The following is a 16,524-nucleotide window of genomic DNA, read 5'->3' as shown; positions in this document are numbered from 1 at the left end:
TATTATGCTAGAAAGAACATTAATTTTAGTTAAGCCTGATGGTGTTGAGTATGGGCATATTGGTGAGGTACTTAGTCGTCTTGAGCGTCGAGGCTATGAGATTGAGGCCTTAAAAATGGTTCAGGCGACTGATGAACAACTTGCCCAGCATTATTCAGATAAGGTAGATAAGCCATATTTCCCAACTTTGGTTGCTTATATGGAGCGTTCACCCTTAGTCGCGCTAGTGGTATCTGGTGTGAATGTAATTAAAGCTTTTCGAACAATGGCCGGGGTAACTAATCCGACTGAAGCGCTCCCAGGCACAATTCGCGGTGATTTAGCTAAAGAACTTTCTGGTGACGGCATTGAAAATGTTGTGCACAGTTCCGATTGTGTTGAAAATGCTGAACGAGAAATAAAAATTTGGTTTGGTGACATAGATTAAGATATTTAAATAGCTAAGTTGATGGACACACTTTGTTGTACATCAACTTTTTTTGTGTCAGCTCAGGCAACGAAAGCTTAATAAAAATGGTAAAATATAGCAGATGGGGAGGAGTGCATGATGTTAGACCAAAATAAGATTACCCAACTAAGTGGGTTTGCTCTTTTTCAAGGAATTAATGAGCTTGGTTTGTTGGCGATTGCTAATGTTGCCCGCTATACACATCTTGATAAAGGTGATCAAATTACGAATATGGTTACCAATTATCCGGCGCTAACCTTAATTGTCAACGGTGAATTAAAGGTGATTCAACTTACTAGTTCTGGCCGAGAACAACCCCTATATTTTTTAAGAGCTGGTGATGTTGAGGGTGAAGAAGAAGTATTAACCCAAAACTTAATGGATACTAGTTTAATTGCGACAAAAGACAGTACTATTTTACGAATTGCACGTGATGATTTAGTGGTCCTTTTGGATGTGTACCCGCAGTTGAGTCGGCAGTTGAGTATGAATATGGCCTATAAATTAATTCGGCTTAGCAAGCAAAGGGCTTGGTTGTTAGCCGAAACCGTTGAGGAGCGCCTGTGGAACTATTTATTGGATTTAGCACAGGAACTTGGGAAAAATAGTTTTGTACTACCAATTTCTAAGAAGGATTTGGCTGCATATTTGGGGACCGTCCCAGAAACCTTAAGTCGCCGGTTAGCTGCTTTAGAGCAGCAAGGACGGCTACAGCGTGGTAATCGAGGCCAAATTGATTTATTGATTTAAAAATGATTCATTAAAAAGTGAGCAAGCAAGGTTTAATTGCTGCTTTTTTTTTGGAAAAATGGCGGATAACTAAGCTTGTATGAGTGTTCGTTACTAATTTAACGGCCACATATACTGAATAAAGTCCAATGTGAAGTTTAGCATAATATTTTTTAATCAAGTGTGTTCTGATGAAACATATGATTTACTATACTATAAATAAGTCGATTAACTGCTTTATGCTAAATAGTTTCCAAAAATAAGTTAGTTTACAAATTTGTTTAAAATGTAAAAAAATAAATAATTGATTTATGTCAATTACATTGTGAAAAAGACCACTTACAATATAGTCATAGGGTTAAGAGAGAGAAAGATTGAATTGAAAATAATATGGAGGCATTGCCATGAAGGTCGGAGTTATTGGATCAACACACGCTGGTGTTTTTGCAGCCAAGTCAATTAAGGGTGAACACCCTGATTATGATGTGACTGTTTTTGAAAAGAATGATACAGTTTCATTCTTATCATGTGGAATTGCGCTTTGGGTTGGTAACAATGTTAATGATCCAAAGAACATGTTCTATGAGTCACCTGAGTCATTGACTGAGCAGGGAATCAATATGAAGATGAAGCATGTGGTTACGGCTGCTGATTTAGCAACTAAGACCCTTACTTATCGGAACCTGATTTCAGGTGAGGAAATTACTGAGCAGTTTGACAAGTTGGTGGTTGCAACTGGGTCAGCAGCAGTTATTCCTGATTTGCCTGGGTTGGATAGCGAAAAGGTCTATTACGCTAAAAACTGGAATGATGCTAATCGCCTTAAAGAAGTTGCAGATAGTGTGAAGCGAGTTGTTGTCATCGGTGCTGGTTACATCGGGGCAGAACTTGCAGAGCAAATGTCATTGGCTGGTAAGGAAGTTGTTTTGGTTGATGGTGCTGATCGCGTCATGGCTAATAATTTCTCTGCTGAGTTTACTGATCGAATTGAACGAAGTTATGTTGAGCACGGAGTAGAACTTGCGCTTAATCAATTTATTACTGGTTTTGAAGAAATTGATAATGGAATTATTGTTAAGACAACTAAGGGCGAGTATGAAGGTGATATTGCTATTCTTGGAATTGGCTTCCGGCCAAATACTGACCTATTTAAGGGTCAAGTTGAGATGCTAAAGAATGGTGCCATCGTTACTGATAAGTACATGGAAACATCTGTACCTGGTGTCTTTGCAGCTGGAGATGCAAGTACGATTCACTACAATCCAACACAAGCTAATGATTATATCCCACTTGCAACTAATGCTGTTCGCCAAGGATTACTAGTTGGTAAAAATATTGACGGCAAGAATGTCGCTTATATGGGAACACAATCAACATCAGCTGTTGAGTTATATGATACAGCGATGGCTTCAACTGGGTTGAATCCAGCTTCTGCGGCTAAACGTGGACTTGATGTTGAGCATACAAGTATTGAAGAGAACTATCGTGCTGAGTTTATGCTAACTAATGACAAGGTATTAGTTGAGTTGACATGGGATAAGCAGAGCCGTCGCGTATTAGGTGCGGCCTTCATGTCACACCATGATATTTCACAAGCTGCTAACGTGGTTTCTTTGGCAATTCAAAATCAGATGACGGTTGACGAATTAGCCTTTGCAGACTTCTTCTTCCAGCCAAACTTTGATCAACCAGTTAATTACATTGGGGCCGTTGCTATGGCAGCCGCTGCTAAGTAGTTTTACTAGTCGATAGGTTAAATTAAGTTAATGAAAAAATGGTTGGGTCTTGTTGCCCAGCCTTTTTTTATTGAATTAACTAATTAGTAGTTATAAATAGATTAAATTGAGGTTATTTTAATCTAGGCTGAGGATAATGCTGGTAATAGGCGTTAGACTACAAATCTTAGATGGTCTTCCCATGTTATAATAAAAAAATCTTTAAACTAGATTTTGACAATGGAGTGGGATGTCTAATGCAAATAAAAATTCCTGGAACTTTAGGCGGGTTTGGCCCGGGGCACAATTCTTTGGGAATTGCGCTAGCAAAATATTTTACGGTTGAGCTTTTAGGTGCGGCTGAACAATGGCAAATTGAAAGTGATAGTGATAAGTATTATGAAAGTGACGAACATAATTATGTAGTGGCCGTCGCTTTAAAATTGGTAGCAGACTTACCAGCGCAGCATTTAAAAATTCATTCTGAGTTAGATGCTAGTTTGGGTGAAGAGCAGGCGGCACTATTGGCGGGAATCGAATTAGCCCGCCTGCTTGGGGCAGCAAACCTTGATACTTATACCATGTTAACTTTGGCGGCCCGAACTTTTAATGATGCCAGCCGGGTTACCGCTGCAATTTTAGGCGGGGTAACAAGCAGCTTTTTTGATGCTGATGAAGTTTATGCTAGTGGCTTAGTGTTACCAGCCTATCAAGTATTACTCTATCGGACAACTAAGCTTGAGCCTAATAAGTCCGAAAAGAGTTTTAGTGCAACCCAACTTGCACAATATGGGGCGGCAGGCAATATGTTGATTACTGCTTGGCAGAATCAACAAAAAGAGCTGGCGGGTAAGTTATTGGAAATTGATTTTTTGCTTGATGAATTGCCAGCTGAGTTAGTCCGGTTACGGCAATTAACGAGTGCTTTAGATATTTATGGCACATTTTTAGTCAATGATTTAATTGTAACCCTAGTACCAGAGGAGTTAAGTGCAGACCTATTGGCAGCATTAGCATATGTTGATGATTTAGCTGGTGAGTTTGAGTTGCTTGAACTTGCTAAAGAGGGGATAATAAACTAAGATGCTTATTATTAATAAGCATGCTAAAGGGGAGCTTAATCTAATTGATTTAGGAGATATGGGTAATGCAAAAAACACGGACTGGTAATAGTCGTAGTTTAGTTTTGACAGCACTTTTTACAGCAATTATTTTAGTTCAATCAGTAATACCATGGTTGGGGACTTTACCAATTGGGGCCTTTGTAATTGGCGCAGCTGTGACGATTATTACCTTTACAGTGGCCATTGGGGCCATGGTATTAGGACCAAGAGCAGGTGCTTGGTTGGGCTTCGTCTGGGGAGCCTACTCATTGTGGAATGCGTGGACTGGACCGATGGGTGCTAGTATTGGTGGTTTAATTTTTCGTAATCCAATCACAGCAATTGTGCCACGAATGCTAGTTGGTTTACTGATTGGCTACTTTTATTTATTAATTAAGCACCGCTCGATGAAGCAACAAGCAATCTGGTTAAGCCTTTTTGGCGGCCTAGCAGCTTTTATCAATACTTTCTTTGTGTTGCTGTCGACCTGGATTGGTTTTACGGTTATGCACACGAGTTTTACGGGGATTCCCAAATCAGGCTTAGCTAACTGGTTAGTTATTTCGATTGCGGGCTTTAATGGGATTTTTGAAATTATTACTGGAGCAATTTTAGTACCGTTGATTGGAATTCCAGTATTAACGGTTTATCAACGAAATATTAAATAGTTATTTTGGGGCCCTGAAGATAACGCGTTTTACGCGGCTAATTTAGGGCTTTTGCTATGGTTAAATATCGGAGAATGGTAGCTAATTGTAATTTATAGAAAGTGTGTTGATTTAAAATAATGTTTAAAATCGGGAAAAAATACTTACAGCTTGGGCCAGTGAGCCTGGCAATCTTATTTTTGATTGTGCAGGTTATGGCCGATTTATCTTTACCCACAATTACATCTAAAATTATTAATGATGGAATTGCTAAGGGGAATATTCCCTTTATCTGGCACATGGGTGGCCTGATGCTGGCCATTGTCTTTATCGGTTTAAGTGGGGCAATTCTAAATGTCTTCTTTGCTTCAACGCAAAGTCAGCGCCTCGGTAAAAAAGTGCGGCAAGCTCTTTTTAATAAGGTAACTTATTTAGATAACGATAATGTTGAAAAATTTGGTGATGCAACCTTAATTACTAGGACAACAAATGACGTTACCCAACTGCAAAATGTCTTTCAAACCGCCTTGCGGATGATGATGATGTCACCACTACTTTTTGTGGGGGCCTTTATTATGGCTTGGCGTTTAGATCAAAAGTTAACCCTCGTCTTTGCAGTTGCCTTGCCACTTTTGGCAATTGTAACGTTAATCAATATGCGAATTTCAATTCCGCGCTTTCGCGTTATGCAGGATAAAGTTGATCGGATTAATTTACTCTTTCAACAAGGCTTGACCGGGGTGCGGGTTGTGCGGGCTTTCAATCGGGATGGCTACGAAGTTAACAAATTTGATGATGCTAACCGTGATTTGACGCATAATGCCCAAGTCGTTTTTACAACAGTTGCCATGCTATCACCTTTGATGACGGTGATTTTATCATTTACCAATATTGGAATTGTCTGGTTTGGTGCTAAGCTAATTGGTGCGCATTTGATGCCAGTGGGTAACCTAGTGGCCTTTCTAACGTATGCAACCCAAATTTTGATGAGTTTTATGCAATTATCGATGGTAATGGTGATGATTCCTAGAGCACAGGCTTCAGCGAGTCGAATTAACGAAGTCCTTTCATTAAAAAATTCAATTACAGACCCAACCAAAGCCACCGCACTGACTGGGCAGGCAAGTAGTTTAGCCTTTAATGACGTTAGTTATTGTTTTGCCGGTGCTAAAAGGGCCGCTTTAGAGCAGGTGAATTTTTCACTTAAAGCCGGGCAAACACTGGCTATTATCGGTGGTACTGGTGCCGGGAAATCAACCTTGGTTAATCTAATTCCGCGCTTAATTGATGTTACCAGTGGAGTGATTAGTTTAGATGGCGTTGATAATAAAGATTTAGCACAGGCTGAATTACATGAACGAGTCGCAATTACCCAGCAAAAAGCCGTCTTGTTTTCTGGTACGGTGCGTTCAAACTTGTTATTTGGTCAACCAGAAGCAAATGATCAGCAAATGTGGGCCGCTTTAAGGCTAGCGCAAGCTGATGATTTTGTACAAGAACAAGGTGGGCTTGATATGAAGGTCGAACAGGGTGGAGCTAATTTCTCAGGCGGTCAACGTCAGCGGCTAGCGATTGCGCGAACTTTGATTAAGCAGGCGGACGTTTATATTTTTGATGATTCATTTTCTGCCTTGGACTTTAAAACAGATGTTAAGTTGCGCCAAGCAATTCAGCATGAGCAGCGCTTAGCGCAGGCGATTAAAGTTATCGTAGCACAACGAATTGCGACGGTAATTGATGCCGACCAGATTCTAATTTTAGAACATGGCCGGGTCGTTGGTTTAGGTTCGCACCGTGATTTGGTAAATGATAATGCTGCCTATCGTGCAATTATGCGCAGTCAATTGTCAGAAGCTGATTTAAAGGAGGTGGGACTGAATGCGTAGTTATACAAGTGGCCGGAGTGGGCGTGGTGGTCTAGGTCGCACGCCAGATAAAGCCACTCATTTTTGGACAACTGTTTTACGATTATTCCGGTATTTACGAGGTGATCGTTTTGGGGTCATTTTTTCAATCATTGTGGCGGCGGCAGCTGTAATTCTATCGGTTCGCGCGCCTAAAATTTTGGGTAGTGCAACTGATGTTGTTTTTACTGGCGTTAAAAATAGCTTTAGGACGGGGCATCTAACGATTGACTATCCTAAGTTAATGCAAATTTTACTGGTTGTTGCCATAATCTACCTAGTGGCCTTCGTTTGCTCAGTAATCCAACAATGGATTATGACGCGGATTGCACAACGTACTGTGTATACCTTGCGTAAAGAATTTAAGTTGAAACTGACCAAGTTACCGGTTAGTTATTATGACGAACATAATAATGGTGATTTAATGTCACGAATGGTTAATGATATGGATAACATTGCGGGTTCTCTGAGCTCAGCTTTGATTCAATTGATTACTTCAATTTTAACTTTTGTCGGCGTTATCTATTTCATGATTACAATTAACTTGGTGCTATCGTTGGTGGCCTTTGTCACAGTACCATTGTCTTTGATTTTAGTTCGCACAATTGCGCCACTTTCACAAAAGCTTTTTCGCCGGCAACAAGCGGCCTTGGGTGAACTCAATAATCAAATTGAAGAAACCTTTGCCGGTCACACGGTTGTTAAGACTTTTAATCAAGAAAAACGCGTGATTGATAGTTTTGAACAACAAAATGAACAATTTTATCATGCCGCTTGGCGGGCCCAATTTATTTCAACCATCATTTTTCCTTCGATGCGCTTTTTGAATAATTTAGATTATTTGGCAATGGCGGTGATTGGTGGAATCAAGGTCATCTCTGGGACGACTAGTTTGGGTGATGTGCAGGCGATGTTACAATATTCAAATCAGTTTGCTCAACCAATTACGCAAATTGCAAATCTGATTAATACAATTCAAGCAACGGTTGCGTCAGCTGAAAGAATTTTTCAAGTTTTTGATGAAGCCGAAATGGTGGATCAGACGGGAGCCGAGCGGGTCCAAGATGATGCAATTATTAGTTTTGAGAATGTTGCTTTTAACTATGTTACTGATCAGCCTTTATTAACAGATTATTCGATGCAAGTTAAGGCTGGCCAAGTCATTGCAATTGTTGGTCCAACGGGTGCTGGTAAGTCGACAATTATCAACTTACTTGAACGTTTCTATGATCCAACGGGCGGCGTAATTCGTTTAAAGGGTGAAGATATTCGCAATCTTAGCCGGCATGATTTACGTGACCACTTTGCCATGGTTTTGCAAGAAACGTGGTTATTTGCGGGAACGATTATGGAAAATATTCGTTACGGTAACTTAGCCGCCAGTGATGCTGAGGTAATTGAAGCTGCTAAAATGGCCTATGCCGATGAATTTATTATGAGTCTACCAGATGGTTATGCAACGGTTTTGAATCAGGAGGGTAGCAATATTTCACAAGGCCAGCGGCAATTATTGACGATTGCCCGGGCCTTCATTGCTAATCCTGAAATTCTAATCCTGGATGAAGCAACTAGTTCGGTTGATACACAGACTGAACATCAGATTCAAGCTGCAATGGGTCGCTTGTTGAAGGGTCGAACAAGCTTTGTTGTAGCGCACCGTCTTTCGACAATTCGCGATGCTGATCAAATCTTGGTTATGAACCATGGTTCAATTGTTGAGCGGGGTACGCATACAGATTTGCTAGCCGCAAATGGGGCTTATGCTGACCTGTATAACTCACAATGGGCTAGCATATAGCTGAATTTAAGCGGTACAAGGCTAAGTGGAACGGCATTTACGACTTTCTTGACGGTGATGACGCAATAAGTTATTATACTAATATAAATTTTATGAATGAGGTGGAAGCCATTGCGCAAGTAAGCTAAAGAAAAATTGCAAGTTGATTCATTCCCTAAGGGGTGAATCGGAAGGTATTTTCTTTAGTTGTGCGCATTTTTCACCCGCTAATGGGCTTTTTTGTGCGCTGCTAGAGTAAATCTAGGAGCGTTTTTTATGTCGAGAATTACAATTAATGATTTGAGTTTTAGCTATGCTGCAAACACTATTTTTGAGCATACAGATATTAATCTGGATGATAGCTGGCGGTTAGGTTTGGTTGGCCGTAACGGGCGTGGAAAAACAACCTTATTACATTTGTTAACAGGTGCAATCAAGCACCCAGCAATCCAACCAAGTAAGTTGCCATTTAGGTATTTCCCGCAAACAATTGATAATCCGCAGGCCTTGACCAGTGAGGTGTTAGCCGCTTTAGCTGATTTTGAACCATGGCAACTTGAACGAGAATTAAGTAAATTAGTCGTTGACCTTGGTGTTTTAAATCGGCCCTTTGCGAGTTTATCTGGTGGCGAACAAACGAAGTGCTTGTTGGCATTGTTATTTATTGAATCAACTAACTTTCCACTATTAGATGAACCAACGAATCATTTAGATCAAGCAAGTCGCCAACAGGTTGCTAGGTATTTACAAGGTAAAAGTGGTTATATTGTGGTATCCCATGACCAAAGCTTTTTAGATCAAGTTAGTGACCATATCTTGGCCATTGAACAAAATCAGGTAGTACTTTATCAGGGGAATTATGGAACTTATTTGGCGGAAAAGGAGCGCCAGGATAAGTACGAACAGGCACAAAACGAACGTTTAAAAAAGGATGTTAGTCGTTTGAAAGCAACGGCCCGTGAAAAGACAAATTGGGCAAATAATCGGGAGGCCGATAAATACGGTAACCCCCATGTTAAGGGGTCTGGCGCAATTGTAAATAATGGTTACATTGGCGCACGGGCAGCCCGAACTATGAAAAAAGCGAAGAATTTAGAAAAGCGTTTGCAAACAGAACTTGGAAAAAAGGAACAACTATTACAAAACGTTGAATCTGTTGATGCGTTGGAAATCGAGTCTTTAACAACGCATCATAAAATCATCGCTGAGTTCACAAACTTCACTCTAGGTTATGTTGCAGGGCAGCCGTTATTTAAACCATTAAATTTCAAGGTTTTGCCAGGTGAAATTGTTGCTCTAACAGGACCTAACGGTATTGGTAAAAGTAGTTTATTAGCATTATTACTAGCTAAATTTCAAGGTTTTACAGATGGGGAGTATCAGTTAGCATCAAACCTCCAATTGTCAGTCGTTAGTCAGTTTAGTCAAAATAAAGGTGATTTAGCGAGCTACGCACAAGCTAATGGGATTGAATATGAACGGTTGCTAACCAACTTACGAAAATTAGGGTTAGAGCGGCAACATTTCCAACAACCAATTGAAACGTTGAGTGTTGGTCAGCAAAGAAAAGTTATCTTAGCCGCGAGTCTTAGTAAGCCAGCGCAACTTTATATCTGGGATGAGCCTCTAAATTATCTAGACTTAGTGAATCAAGAGCAATTGATAAATTTATTGCAGGAAAATGCAGTGACAATGATTTTGATTGAGCATAATCCAGCCTTTATCCAAGCCCTTGCTGATAAGGAAGTTAGCTTGGAAGCGCCAAATAATTGATGAATGCACAAAAAAAGCGTAGAAGTCAGTTCTACGCTTTTTTTGCCTACCAAGGCCGTAAAATTAAAGCTACAGAAAGTAGCAGTCCCGCTATGACAAGGGGGCAAAGCCATTGCCAACGGGGTAACGATATTTTAGTAACATTAGTACGAGCAAAGCCTTCTGAAAAGCCATGCGAAGTCATGGCCTCAGCTAAATCATTCGACCAAGCTAGGGCAACAACGATAATTTTTAAATATAAACGCGCTTGCCAGAAATGATAAGGCACCCCACGAACTTGACCCGCATAGAAAATGAGTTTAATTTGCTGTCTAAGTTTGTGTAAAAGATTAAAAGGGGCTAAAAGGCCGTAGGCAAAGGTCGGCGAAAGATGGGCGCTTTGGGTTAGCGAAAATAAAAGTAATTTGACGGGCCAAGTCAAAGTTAATGTTAAGCCCAAAGCCACGTAAGCATAGATACGAGTGGCGAAGAGCCAGGCACTATGCCAAGTATCACCAGTACCATAAAGGATAAATGACCACCATGTTCCAAAAGCCAGGGGAAGAACAAAAAGTAGAATCAACACAACTTTTTTAAACGCTACCCGATTTAAAGCCAAATAAGCTAAGGCTAACCCTACTAATGCCAGGTTAATAAAAGTAGATTGCGTAAAGGTAATCATCAGACCCAAAATTAAAATCGTTGCTAATAAGACGGTTGGATTTAATCTAAAGTGCATCATGGTTGCCTCCAACATAGCTAATTTGGGCCTGGTCTAGGCATAATTCATAATCGACGAAAGGTTGTAGACCAGCTCGTTGGTGTGAAATCATCAAGGCCGTTAGTGTCAACTGATTAAGCGTTTCTTTGATGAGGGCCAAGAGCGCCTGACTGGAAGTAAAGTCCAAGCCAGCTAAGGGTTCATCAAAAAGTAAGACTGGTGGGGCAGTAATTAGCATGAGCAAACTTTGCAACTTTTTTTGCTGACCACCAGATAAAAGATAAACCGATTGTTCAAGTACCTGCGTCAAGTTTAAAGCATCAACTGCTGCGTCAAGACGGACTTGAGTCCAATAGGTCGGTTCCTGTGAATGCTTACGGGCAAGCGCAAGTTCTTGGGCCACCGTTAGACTAATAAACTGATCTTGTGCATTTTGAAAAAGTAGGGCAACTTTTTTGGACCAAAGGCGCAATTTAATGTGCTCACTAGTTTGCTGGTCAAAGTAAATTTTACCCGTATAGTTTTTCAAATGAGCTAAAGCCTTGAAAAAAGTTGATTTACCAATTCCATTGGCACCGGTTAGCAAACCAAGCTTACCTTGGGAGAGTTGACCAGTATTAGCTTTGAGTAATTGACGGTCACCAACGGTTAAGGTTAGTTCCTGCCAGGTCATTTGATTTGGACCAGCCATTGGTTTAGTTTGTGACCAATTGAGATTGGCACCTTTAAAAGCTTTGATAACATCTAATGATTGGGTGATAAGCTGATGATTATCCAGGGCATAGACTTGATCAACGATGTTTAGATAGCCGGATAAATCGTGATCTGATAAGATAATCGTTTTTTTATTAACCACCTGCAAACGTTTTAGATGATCCAAAAGCGCTAAACGGCTGGCTGGATCAACATTAGCAAAAGGTTCATCAAGGACGATAATGTCACTATCAAGCGCTAAGATGTTAGCCAGGGCAACCCGTTGCTGTTCACCACCAGAGAGGGTTTGTAAATCACGGTTGCGTAAAGCCCAAAGGCCAAGTTCTTCTAAGGCAACTTGTACCCGTTGTAAGATTTGCTCAGCTGGCAGTTGCAGATTTTCTAGACTAAAAGTGAGCTGTTCTAAGGGCGTTTGCATAGCAAACTGACGGGAGGGATTTTGAAAGAGTAAGGCAATGTGTTTTGCTCTTTCAAAAGGGACAATGGGGCCGACGGCTTGACCATTAAGCAGAATGCTACCTTGACTAATTTGCCCGCCAAATTGGGGGTATAGTCCGGTAATTAACTTTAAAAGGGTTGATTTACCACTACCAGAAGGTCCGATTAATAGATTGAAACTACCTGGCTGGGGTGCAAAGTTAATGTTTTTAAGTAGTTCAGTTTGGTCAGCACTGTAACGAAAGCTAAGGTCTTTAACGTCTAATGTGGCCATTACTTAATTAATCCTGATTTTTCGACAAGGAGTTTAATCCAGTAGACAAGCACACCAGAGAAAAAGGCAATTGAAATTAAGCGAACGCAGAAAAGAACGAGTAAAAAGCTTAGTGAATATTGCGCATAACCGGATGCAAAAAGGTCGTAACAGAAAGTAACTAAAGTACTCGTGATAACTGATAGAGTTAGACCAAGGCGTCCCCAATTTTTATAACCGGTGAGGGTGAAACCAAGTTCAGACCCAATTCCTTGAATCAAACCAGAAATCAGAACACCGACACCCCAGCTTGAAAATAATAGCATTTCAATGGTGGCAGCTAAAAGTTCACCTAGGGTACTAGCCCCAATCCGTTGCAATAAGACACCAGCCAGCGGTCCAGCCATTAGCCAAACCCCAATGGTGGCATCATTAGCCACCGCTTTTAATGGGGTAGCTGCCAAGGCGTAATAGGCAAAAGACCATGCCTCATAGATGAAGCCAAAGAAAATGGCAATGATAGCCAAGAAAATAACTTGTTTGAGAGTCCAGCGACCCTTCTTTTGATTAATTGTTTGCACGGTGCAAACCCCCTAAATATATTTCGAATTGTGGTGGGAAAAAAGCCCACAAAAAACCGCTTAGCTGGTTTCTTGTGGGCTCATATACATCCGTATTAATGAATCCAAGCTCCCTACGCTAGTGTTAACTAGATCAGGTTCAATGGGTAAGTCTCAGCCATAGGGCACCCCAGCTCACATATTCGTTATGGCTAGTATAAAATAGTGCGTAAGCTTACGCAAGTGTAAGATAAATGTTTCCGTCAGAAAGTAATTTACGGTAGAATAGAGATAATAAAATTTTTGGAGGATTCCATGGAGTCAGAAATTAAGTTATTTGGTTTGACTGCTAATCATAGCTTAGCCGAAGAAATTGCTGAATATCTAGATTTGCCATTAACACCGATTGACATTCAACGGTTTGCGGATGGCGAAGTCTATGAACGAGTCTTAGAATCAGTGCGCGGGGATGATGCTTATATCATTGCACCAATTGCTGAGGCGATTAATGATGCTTTCATGGAAATCATGATTTTGGTGGATGCACTACGCCGGTCGTCAGCTAAGACCATTAACGTGGTTTTACCTTACTATGGTTATGCACGACAAGACCGCAAAGCCCGTTCTAGAGAGCCAATTACCGCTAAGTTGATTGCATCAATGTTGGAGATGAACCAAGTTGATCGTGTGGTTGCGCTTGATTTACACGCCGCACAAATTCAAGGGTTCTTTGATATTCCAGTTGACCATCTACAAGCAGCACCATTACTGGCTGATTATTTTTTCGAACGCAAGATGACCAAGGATATTGTGGTTGTCTCGGCTGACCATACCGGAGCCGGTCGTGCGCGTAAATTTGCTGAGCTTTTGGATGCACCTTGGGGTGTCATTAATGACCGAGCTGCCCTTGAAAATCCAAAGGGGACGGATACGATTGTCGGGGACGTTCGTGGTAAGCGGGCGATTATTATTGATGATATTATCGATACGGGTAAACGGATGCAAGTTTCAGCGCGTGCTTTACACTATGCTGGTGCGACTGATGTAATTGGGGTCGCAACCCATGCAGTTATGTCAGGTGATGCAGCTGAGCGGTTGGCAAATGATGAATATCTTTCAACAATTGTGACAACTAATTCTTTAGGCTGGCCTAAGACTGAGCCATTTGCTAAGTGGACTCGCTTAACGGTTGCACCATTGATTGCAGAGGCAATTCAACGGATTCATGATAATACACCAATTGAGGGGCTATTTAAAAGCCCACGACGGCCTGAAATTAATATTTAATTTATCTAGTTAGTGGAGGAAAAGCAAAGATGGTTTATGCAGCTGATGAACAACGTTATGAAAAGATGCCTTACCGACGGGTTGCGGATAGTGGTTTGATTTTACCCGCTGTTTCATTTGGTCTATGGCGGGGCTTGGGTGACCAAAAGCCCTTGGCTAATTCGCGTGAAGTAATTTTAAAGGCTTTTGATAATGGAATTTTTTCTTTTGATAATGCTTCTAATTATGGGCCTTCAAATGGAACGGCTGAGGAAACCTTTGGGGCAGTGTACGAGAAGGATTTGAAGCCTTACCGTGATGAATTAATCATTACTACTAAAGCTGGTTACCACATGTGGCCTGGTCCTTTGGGGGAGTTTTCTGGTAAGAAGACCTTGGTTGCAGCCCTAGATTTGTCATTGCGGCGGATGCACTTGGATTATGTCGATGTTTTCTATGCTCATCGCTGGGATCCAAATACTAACTTACGCGAAACAGCTGAAGCAATGGACCTCTTGGTTCGCCAAGGCAAAGCACTCTATGTTGGAGTTTCAAACTATACAACTGAACAAACAGCAGCAATCGCTAAGATTTTTGCTGAACTACACACACCATTTATTGGTAATCAAGTTTCATATAATATGTTAAACCGAGATGCTGAGACCACTGGTTTGTTAGATACCTTAGGCGAGAATCATGCTAGTTTGATTGCCTATGGTCCCTTGGCTGAGGGCTTGTTGACTGATCGTTATTTGGATGGTATTCCGGCTGATATAGCCGTACATCGCTCAAATGACTTCATTAAAGCCGATATTCCCGCTGCGGTACGCAAGCTTAATCGCCTAAATGATTTAGCAGCCCAACGTGGTCAAAGCTTGAATCAAATGGCAATGGCTTGGTTATTGCGTGATAATCGCGTCGCTTCAATTGTTACTGGGGCAACTTCAGTTGAACATTTGTTAGATAACATCAAGTTCACAGCTAATATGGACTTTACTGAAGCCGAGCTTGGTCAGATTGATGCAATCTTAGGTTAAAGATAAAGAAGCGACTGAAGTTTTTCAGTCGTTTTTTTGTTTAGCTTTAGTGCAAGAAAAAGGGGTGGCAATCAAACACTTAACTGTGTTTTGATTGCCACCCCTTTAAATTTTGCAGGGCATTATTTAGTTATTTTCAGCAAGACCAGCGATTTTATCATTGCTAGGCTTAGTTTTTGGCAAAAGCGCATTTAATAGGACGGCGACAATTGAAGTAATTACAACCGCATTAGTTATCACTAGCTTAACGGCTGTTGGCATCTGTTGGAAGATTTGTGGATAGACGGTTACACCAATCCCACTACCAATTGAAAGGGCCACAATTAATAAATTACGTTCTTGATTCAAATCGACTTTTTTAAGGATGGTAATTCCTTGAACACCAATGGTTCCAAATAGAACTAACATTGCAGCGCCTAGGACAGAGCTGGGGATGACAGTAACAAGGGCGCCAAACTTAGGAATTAGGCCAATTAGTAATAGGATAATGACGGCAAAATAAATTGGGCGACGTGATTTCATCCCCGATAAACGAACAACCCCGACATTTTGTGAAAAGGTTGAGTAGGGGAAGGTGTTGAAAAGCCCCGAAAGAATCACCGCCAAACCTTCTGAACGGTAGCCTCGTGCCAAGTCATTTTGACTCAAATCGCGCCCGGTTAGGTCAGCTAAGGCAAAGTAAACGCCGGTTGATTCAATCATTGAGGTGATTGCGACAATAATCATTGTGATAATGGCGGAACTATGAAAGGTTGGCTTTGCTAAGAAAAATGGGGTAGGCAAGTGTAACCAATCAGCTTGACCCACGGCCGCTAGGGAAACACCGCCTAAACTTGCCGCAAAGAGGGTTCCTAAAATGATACCGAGTAAGATTGAGATTGACTTTAAGAAGCCTTTAGCGAGGAGGGTAATTGCCATAATGATGATTATGGTAACAAAGCCGACAAGCAGGTTAGTTGCTGAACCAAAGTTTTTCGCAGTTAAATCACCACCGCCAAGGTTTTGGATACCAACAGGAATTAAGGCAAAGCCAATAATCGTGATAAGTGAGCCGGTTACGACTGGTGGGAAAAAGGCACGTAGCCGGGCAAAAAGACCAGCAATTAAAAAGACAAAGATTCCAGCTGCAATGGTCGCTCCATACATAGCCCCGAAACCGAGGGTTGAGCCAATGTTAATTAACGGAGTAACCGACTGAATTGCTGAGCCAAGGACGACGGGCATTGCAATTCCCGTAAAGCGCATTTGCTTTAATTGCAACAAAGTACCAATTCCGGTCATGAAAATATCGGCTGAAATTAAAAAGGCCATCTGTTGTGCAGAAAAGTGTAGGGCGGCCCCAATCAAAAGCGGCACTAAAACGCCACCTGAATACATAGCTAAAACGTGTTGGATACCTAAAACTAATGATTGACCCCAATTGGGTTTGCTAACTGTGTTCACATTGTCCTCCAAAAATA

General features: G+C 41.2%; 14 protein-coding genes and 1 riboswitch. Of the genes, 10 read left to right on the top strand and 4 right to left on the bottom strand.

The genetic code is table 11. The features are described from left to right. Positions 1–4 precede the first annotated feature (4 nt). The 8 genes from ndk to abc-f all read left to right on the top strand — a co-directional run bounded on the left by ndk (position 5) and on the right by abc-f (position 10,096). Positions 5–427 carry a nucleoside-diphosphate kinase gene (gene ndk, locus TT13_RS03080; protein ID WP_045476509.1) on the top strand — a complete coding sequence of 141 codons (423 nt, stop codon included), beginning with the start codon at positions 5–7 and terminating at the stop codon, positions 425–427. 120 nt (positions 428–547) lie between these two features. Beyond that, the gene (locus TT13_RS03075) at positions 548–1,198 is read left to right on the top strand and encodes a Crp/Fnr family transcriptional regulator (RefSeq protein WP_027698628.1); all 651 of its coding nucleotides are present in this window, start codon (positions 548–550) and stop codon (positions 1,196–1,198) included. Positions 1,199–1,581: 383 nt separating this feature from the next. Then, positions 1,582–2,913: an FAD-dependent oxidoreductase gene (locus TT13_RS03070; protein ID WP_027698627.1), complete on the top strand. Its 1,332-nt coding sequence runs from the start codon at positions 1,582–1,584 to the stop codon at positions 2,911–2,913. Between the two features lie 236 nt (positions 2,914–3,149). Beyond that, positions 3,150–3,974, top strand: a complete 825-nt coding sequence (locus TT13_RS03065; protein WP_027698626.1) for a homoserine kinase — start codon at positions 3,150–3,152, stop codon at positions 3,972–3,974. Positions 3,975–4,039: 65 nt separating this feature from the next. Then, positions 4,040–4,663, top strand: coding sequence for an ECF transporter S component (locus tag TT13_RS03060; RefSeq protein WP_027698625.1), 624 nt, complete (start codon positions 4,040–4,042; stop codon positions 4,661–4,663). A gap of 119 nt (positions 4,664–4,782) precedes the next feature. Then, positions 4,783–6,528: an ABC transporter ATP-binding protein gene (locus TT13_RS03055; protein ID WP_027698624.1), complete on the top strand. Its 1,746-nt coding sequence runs from the start codon at positions 4,783–4,785 to the stop codon at positions 6,526–6,528. Then, a complete protein-coding gene (locus TT13_RS03050) occupies positions 6,521–8,344 on the top strand; it encodes an ABC transporter ATP-binding protein (protein ID WP_027698623.1) in 1,824 nt (607 codons plus the stop codon). The genes TT13_RS03055 and TT13_RS03050 overlap by 8 nt, the downstream gene beginning before the upstream one ends. A gap of 255 nt (positions 8,345–8,599) precedes the next feature. Continuing rightward, a complete protein-coding gene (gene abc-f / locus TT13_RS03045) occupies positions 8,600–10,096 on the top strand; it encodes a ribosomal protection-like ABC-F family protein (protein ID WP_027698622.1) in 1,497 nt (498 codons plus the stop codon). A 46-nt stretch (positions 10,097–10,142) separates the two neighbouring features. Here the strand turns inward: abc-f and TT13_RS03040 are convergent, their stop codons facing one another. Genes TT13_RS03040 through TT13_RS03030 form a run of 3 tightly spaced genes read right to left on the bottom strand, consistent with a single transcriptional unit; the run spans position 10,143 to position 12,782 of the window. Beyond that, positions 10,143–10,817 carry an energy-coupling factor transporter transmembrane component T family protein gene (locus tag TT13_RS03040; protein WP_027698621.1) on the bottom strand — a complete coding sequence of 225 codons (675 nt, stop codon included), beginning with the start codon at positions 10,815–10,817 and terminating at the stop codon, positions 10,143–10,145. Further along, a complete protein-coding gene (locus tag TT13_RS03035) occupies positions 10,804–12,222 on the bottom strand; it encodes an ABC transporter ATP-binding protein (protein WP_027698620.1) in 1,419 nt (472 codons plus the stop codon). The genes TT13_RS03040 and TT13_RS03035 overlap by 14 nt, the downstream gene beginning before the upstream one ends. Next, the gene (locus TT13_RS03030; RefSeq protein WP_027698619.1) at positions 12,222–12,782 is read right to left on the bottom strand and encodes an ECF transporter S component; all 561 of its coding nucleotides are present in this window, start codon (positions 12,780–12,782) and stop codon (positions 12,222–12,224) included. Before TT13_RS03030 ends, TT13_RS03035 begins: the two co-directional genes overlap by 1 nt. Positions 12,783–12,875: 93 nt before the next feature. Further along, positions 12,876–12,964: riboswitch (TPP riboswitch) on the bottom strand. A 112-nt stretch (positions 12,965–13,076) separates the two neighbouring features. On the opposite strand from TT13_RS03030, the gene TT13_RS03025 reads away from it, so the two are divergent. Beyond that, positions 13,077–14,048: a ribose-phosphate diphosphokinase gene (locus TT13_RS03025; protein WP_027698618.1), complete on the top strand. Its 972-nt coding sequence runs from the start codon at positions 13,077–13,079 to the stop codon at positions 14,046–14,048. 29 nt (positions 14,049–14,077) lie between these two features. Further along, positions 14,078–15,064 (top strand): aldo/keto reductase, encoded by a 987-nt coding sequence (locus tag TT13_RS03020; protein WP_027698617.1) that lies wholly within the window; start codon positions 14,078–14,080, stop codon positions 15,062–15,064. A gap of 126 nt (positions 15,065–15,190) precedes the next feature. On the opposite strand, the gene TT13_RS03015 is transcribed toward TT13_RS03020, so the two are convergent. Next, positions 15,191–16,507 carry a nucleobase:cation symporter-2 family protein gene (locus tag TT13_RS03015; protein ID WP_045476507.1) on the bottom strand — a complete coding sequence of 439 codons (1,317 nt, stop codon included), beginning with the start codon at positions 16,505–16,507 and terminating at the stop codon, positions 15,191–15,193. Between the last annotated feature and the right edge of the window lie 17 nt (positions 16,508–16,524).

It is taken from the genome of Weissella oryzae SG25 (assembly GCF_000691805.2).
Taxonomy (GTDB): Bacteria; Bacillota; Bacilli; order Lactobacillales; family Lactobacillaceae; genus Weissella; species Weissella oryzae.
The sequence above is the reverse complement of the archived record's forward strand: the minus strand, read 5'-3'. Positions and strand labels throughout refer to the sequence as shown.

Excerpts from the sequence above, each read along its gene's own strand:
- ndk (WP_045476509.1), top strand. The coding sequence starts at position 5 with ATGCTAGAAAGAACATTAATTTTAGTTAAGCCTGATGGTGTTGAGTAT.
- TT13_RS03075 (WP_027698628.1), top strand. The coding sequence starts at position 548 with ATGTTAGACCAAAATAAGATTACCCAACTAAGTGGGTTTGCTCTTTTT.
- TT13_RS03070 (WP_027698627.1), top strand. The coding sequence starts at position 1,582 with ATGAAGGTCGGAGTTATTGGATCAACACACGCTGGTGTTTTTGCAGCC.
- TT13_RS03065 (WP_027698626.1), top strand. The coding sequence starts at position 3,150 with ATGCAAATAAAAATTCCTGGAACTTTAGGCGGGTTTGGCCCGGGGCAC.
- TT13_RS03060 (WP_027698625.1), top strand. The coding sequence starts at position 4,040 with ATGCAAAAAACACGGACTGGTAATAGTCGTAGTTTAGTTTTGACAGCA.
- TT13_RS03055 (WP_027698624.1), top strand. The coding sequence starts at position 4,783 with ATGTTTAAAATCGGGAAAAAATACTTACAGCTTGGGCCAGTGAGCCTG.
- TT13_RS03050 (WP_027698623.1), top strand. The coding sequence starts at position 6,521 with ATGCGTAGTTATACAAGTGGCCGGAGTGGGCGTGGTGGTCTAGGTCGC.
- abc-f (WP_027698622.1), top strand. The coding sequence starts at position 8,600 with ATGTCGAGAATTACAATTAATGATTTGAGTTTTAGCTATGCTGCAAAC.
- TT13_RS03040 (WP_027698621.1), bottom strand. The coding sequence starts at position 10,817 with ATGATGCACTTTAGATTAAATCCAACCGTCTTATTAGCAACGATTTTA.
- TT13_RS03035 (WP_027698620.1), bottom strand. The coding sequence starts at position 12,222 with ATGGCCACATTAGACGTTAAAGACCTTAGCTTTCGTTACAGTGCTGAC.
- TT13_RS03025 (WP_027698618.1), top strand. The coding sequence starts at position 13,077 with ATGGAGTCAGAAATTAAGTTATTTGGTTTGACTGCTAATCATAGCTTA.
- TT13_RS03020 (WP_027698617.1), top strand. The coding sequence starts at position 14,078 with ATGGTTTATGCAGCTGATGAACAACGTTATGAAAAGATGCCTTACCGA.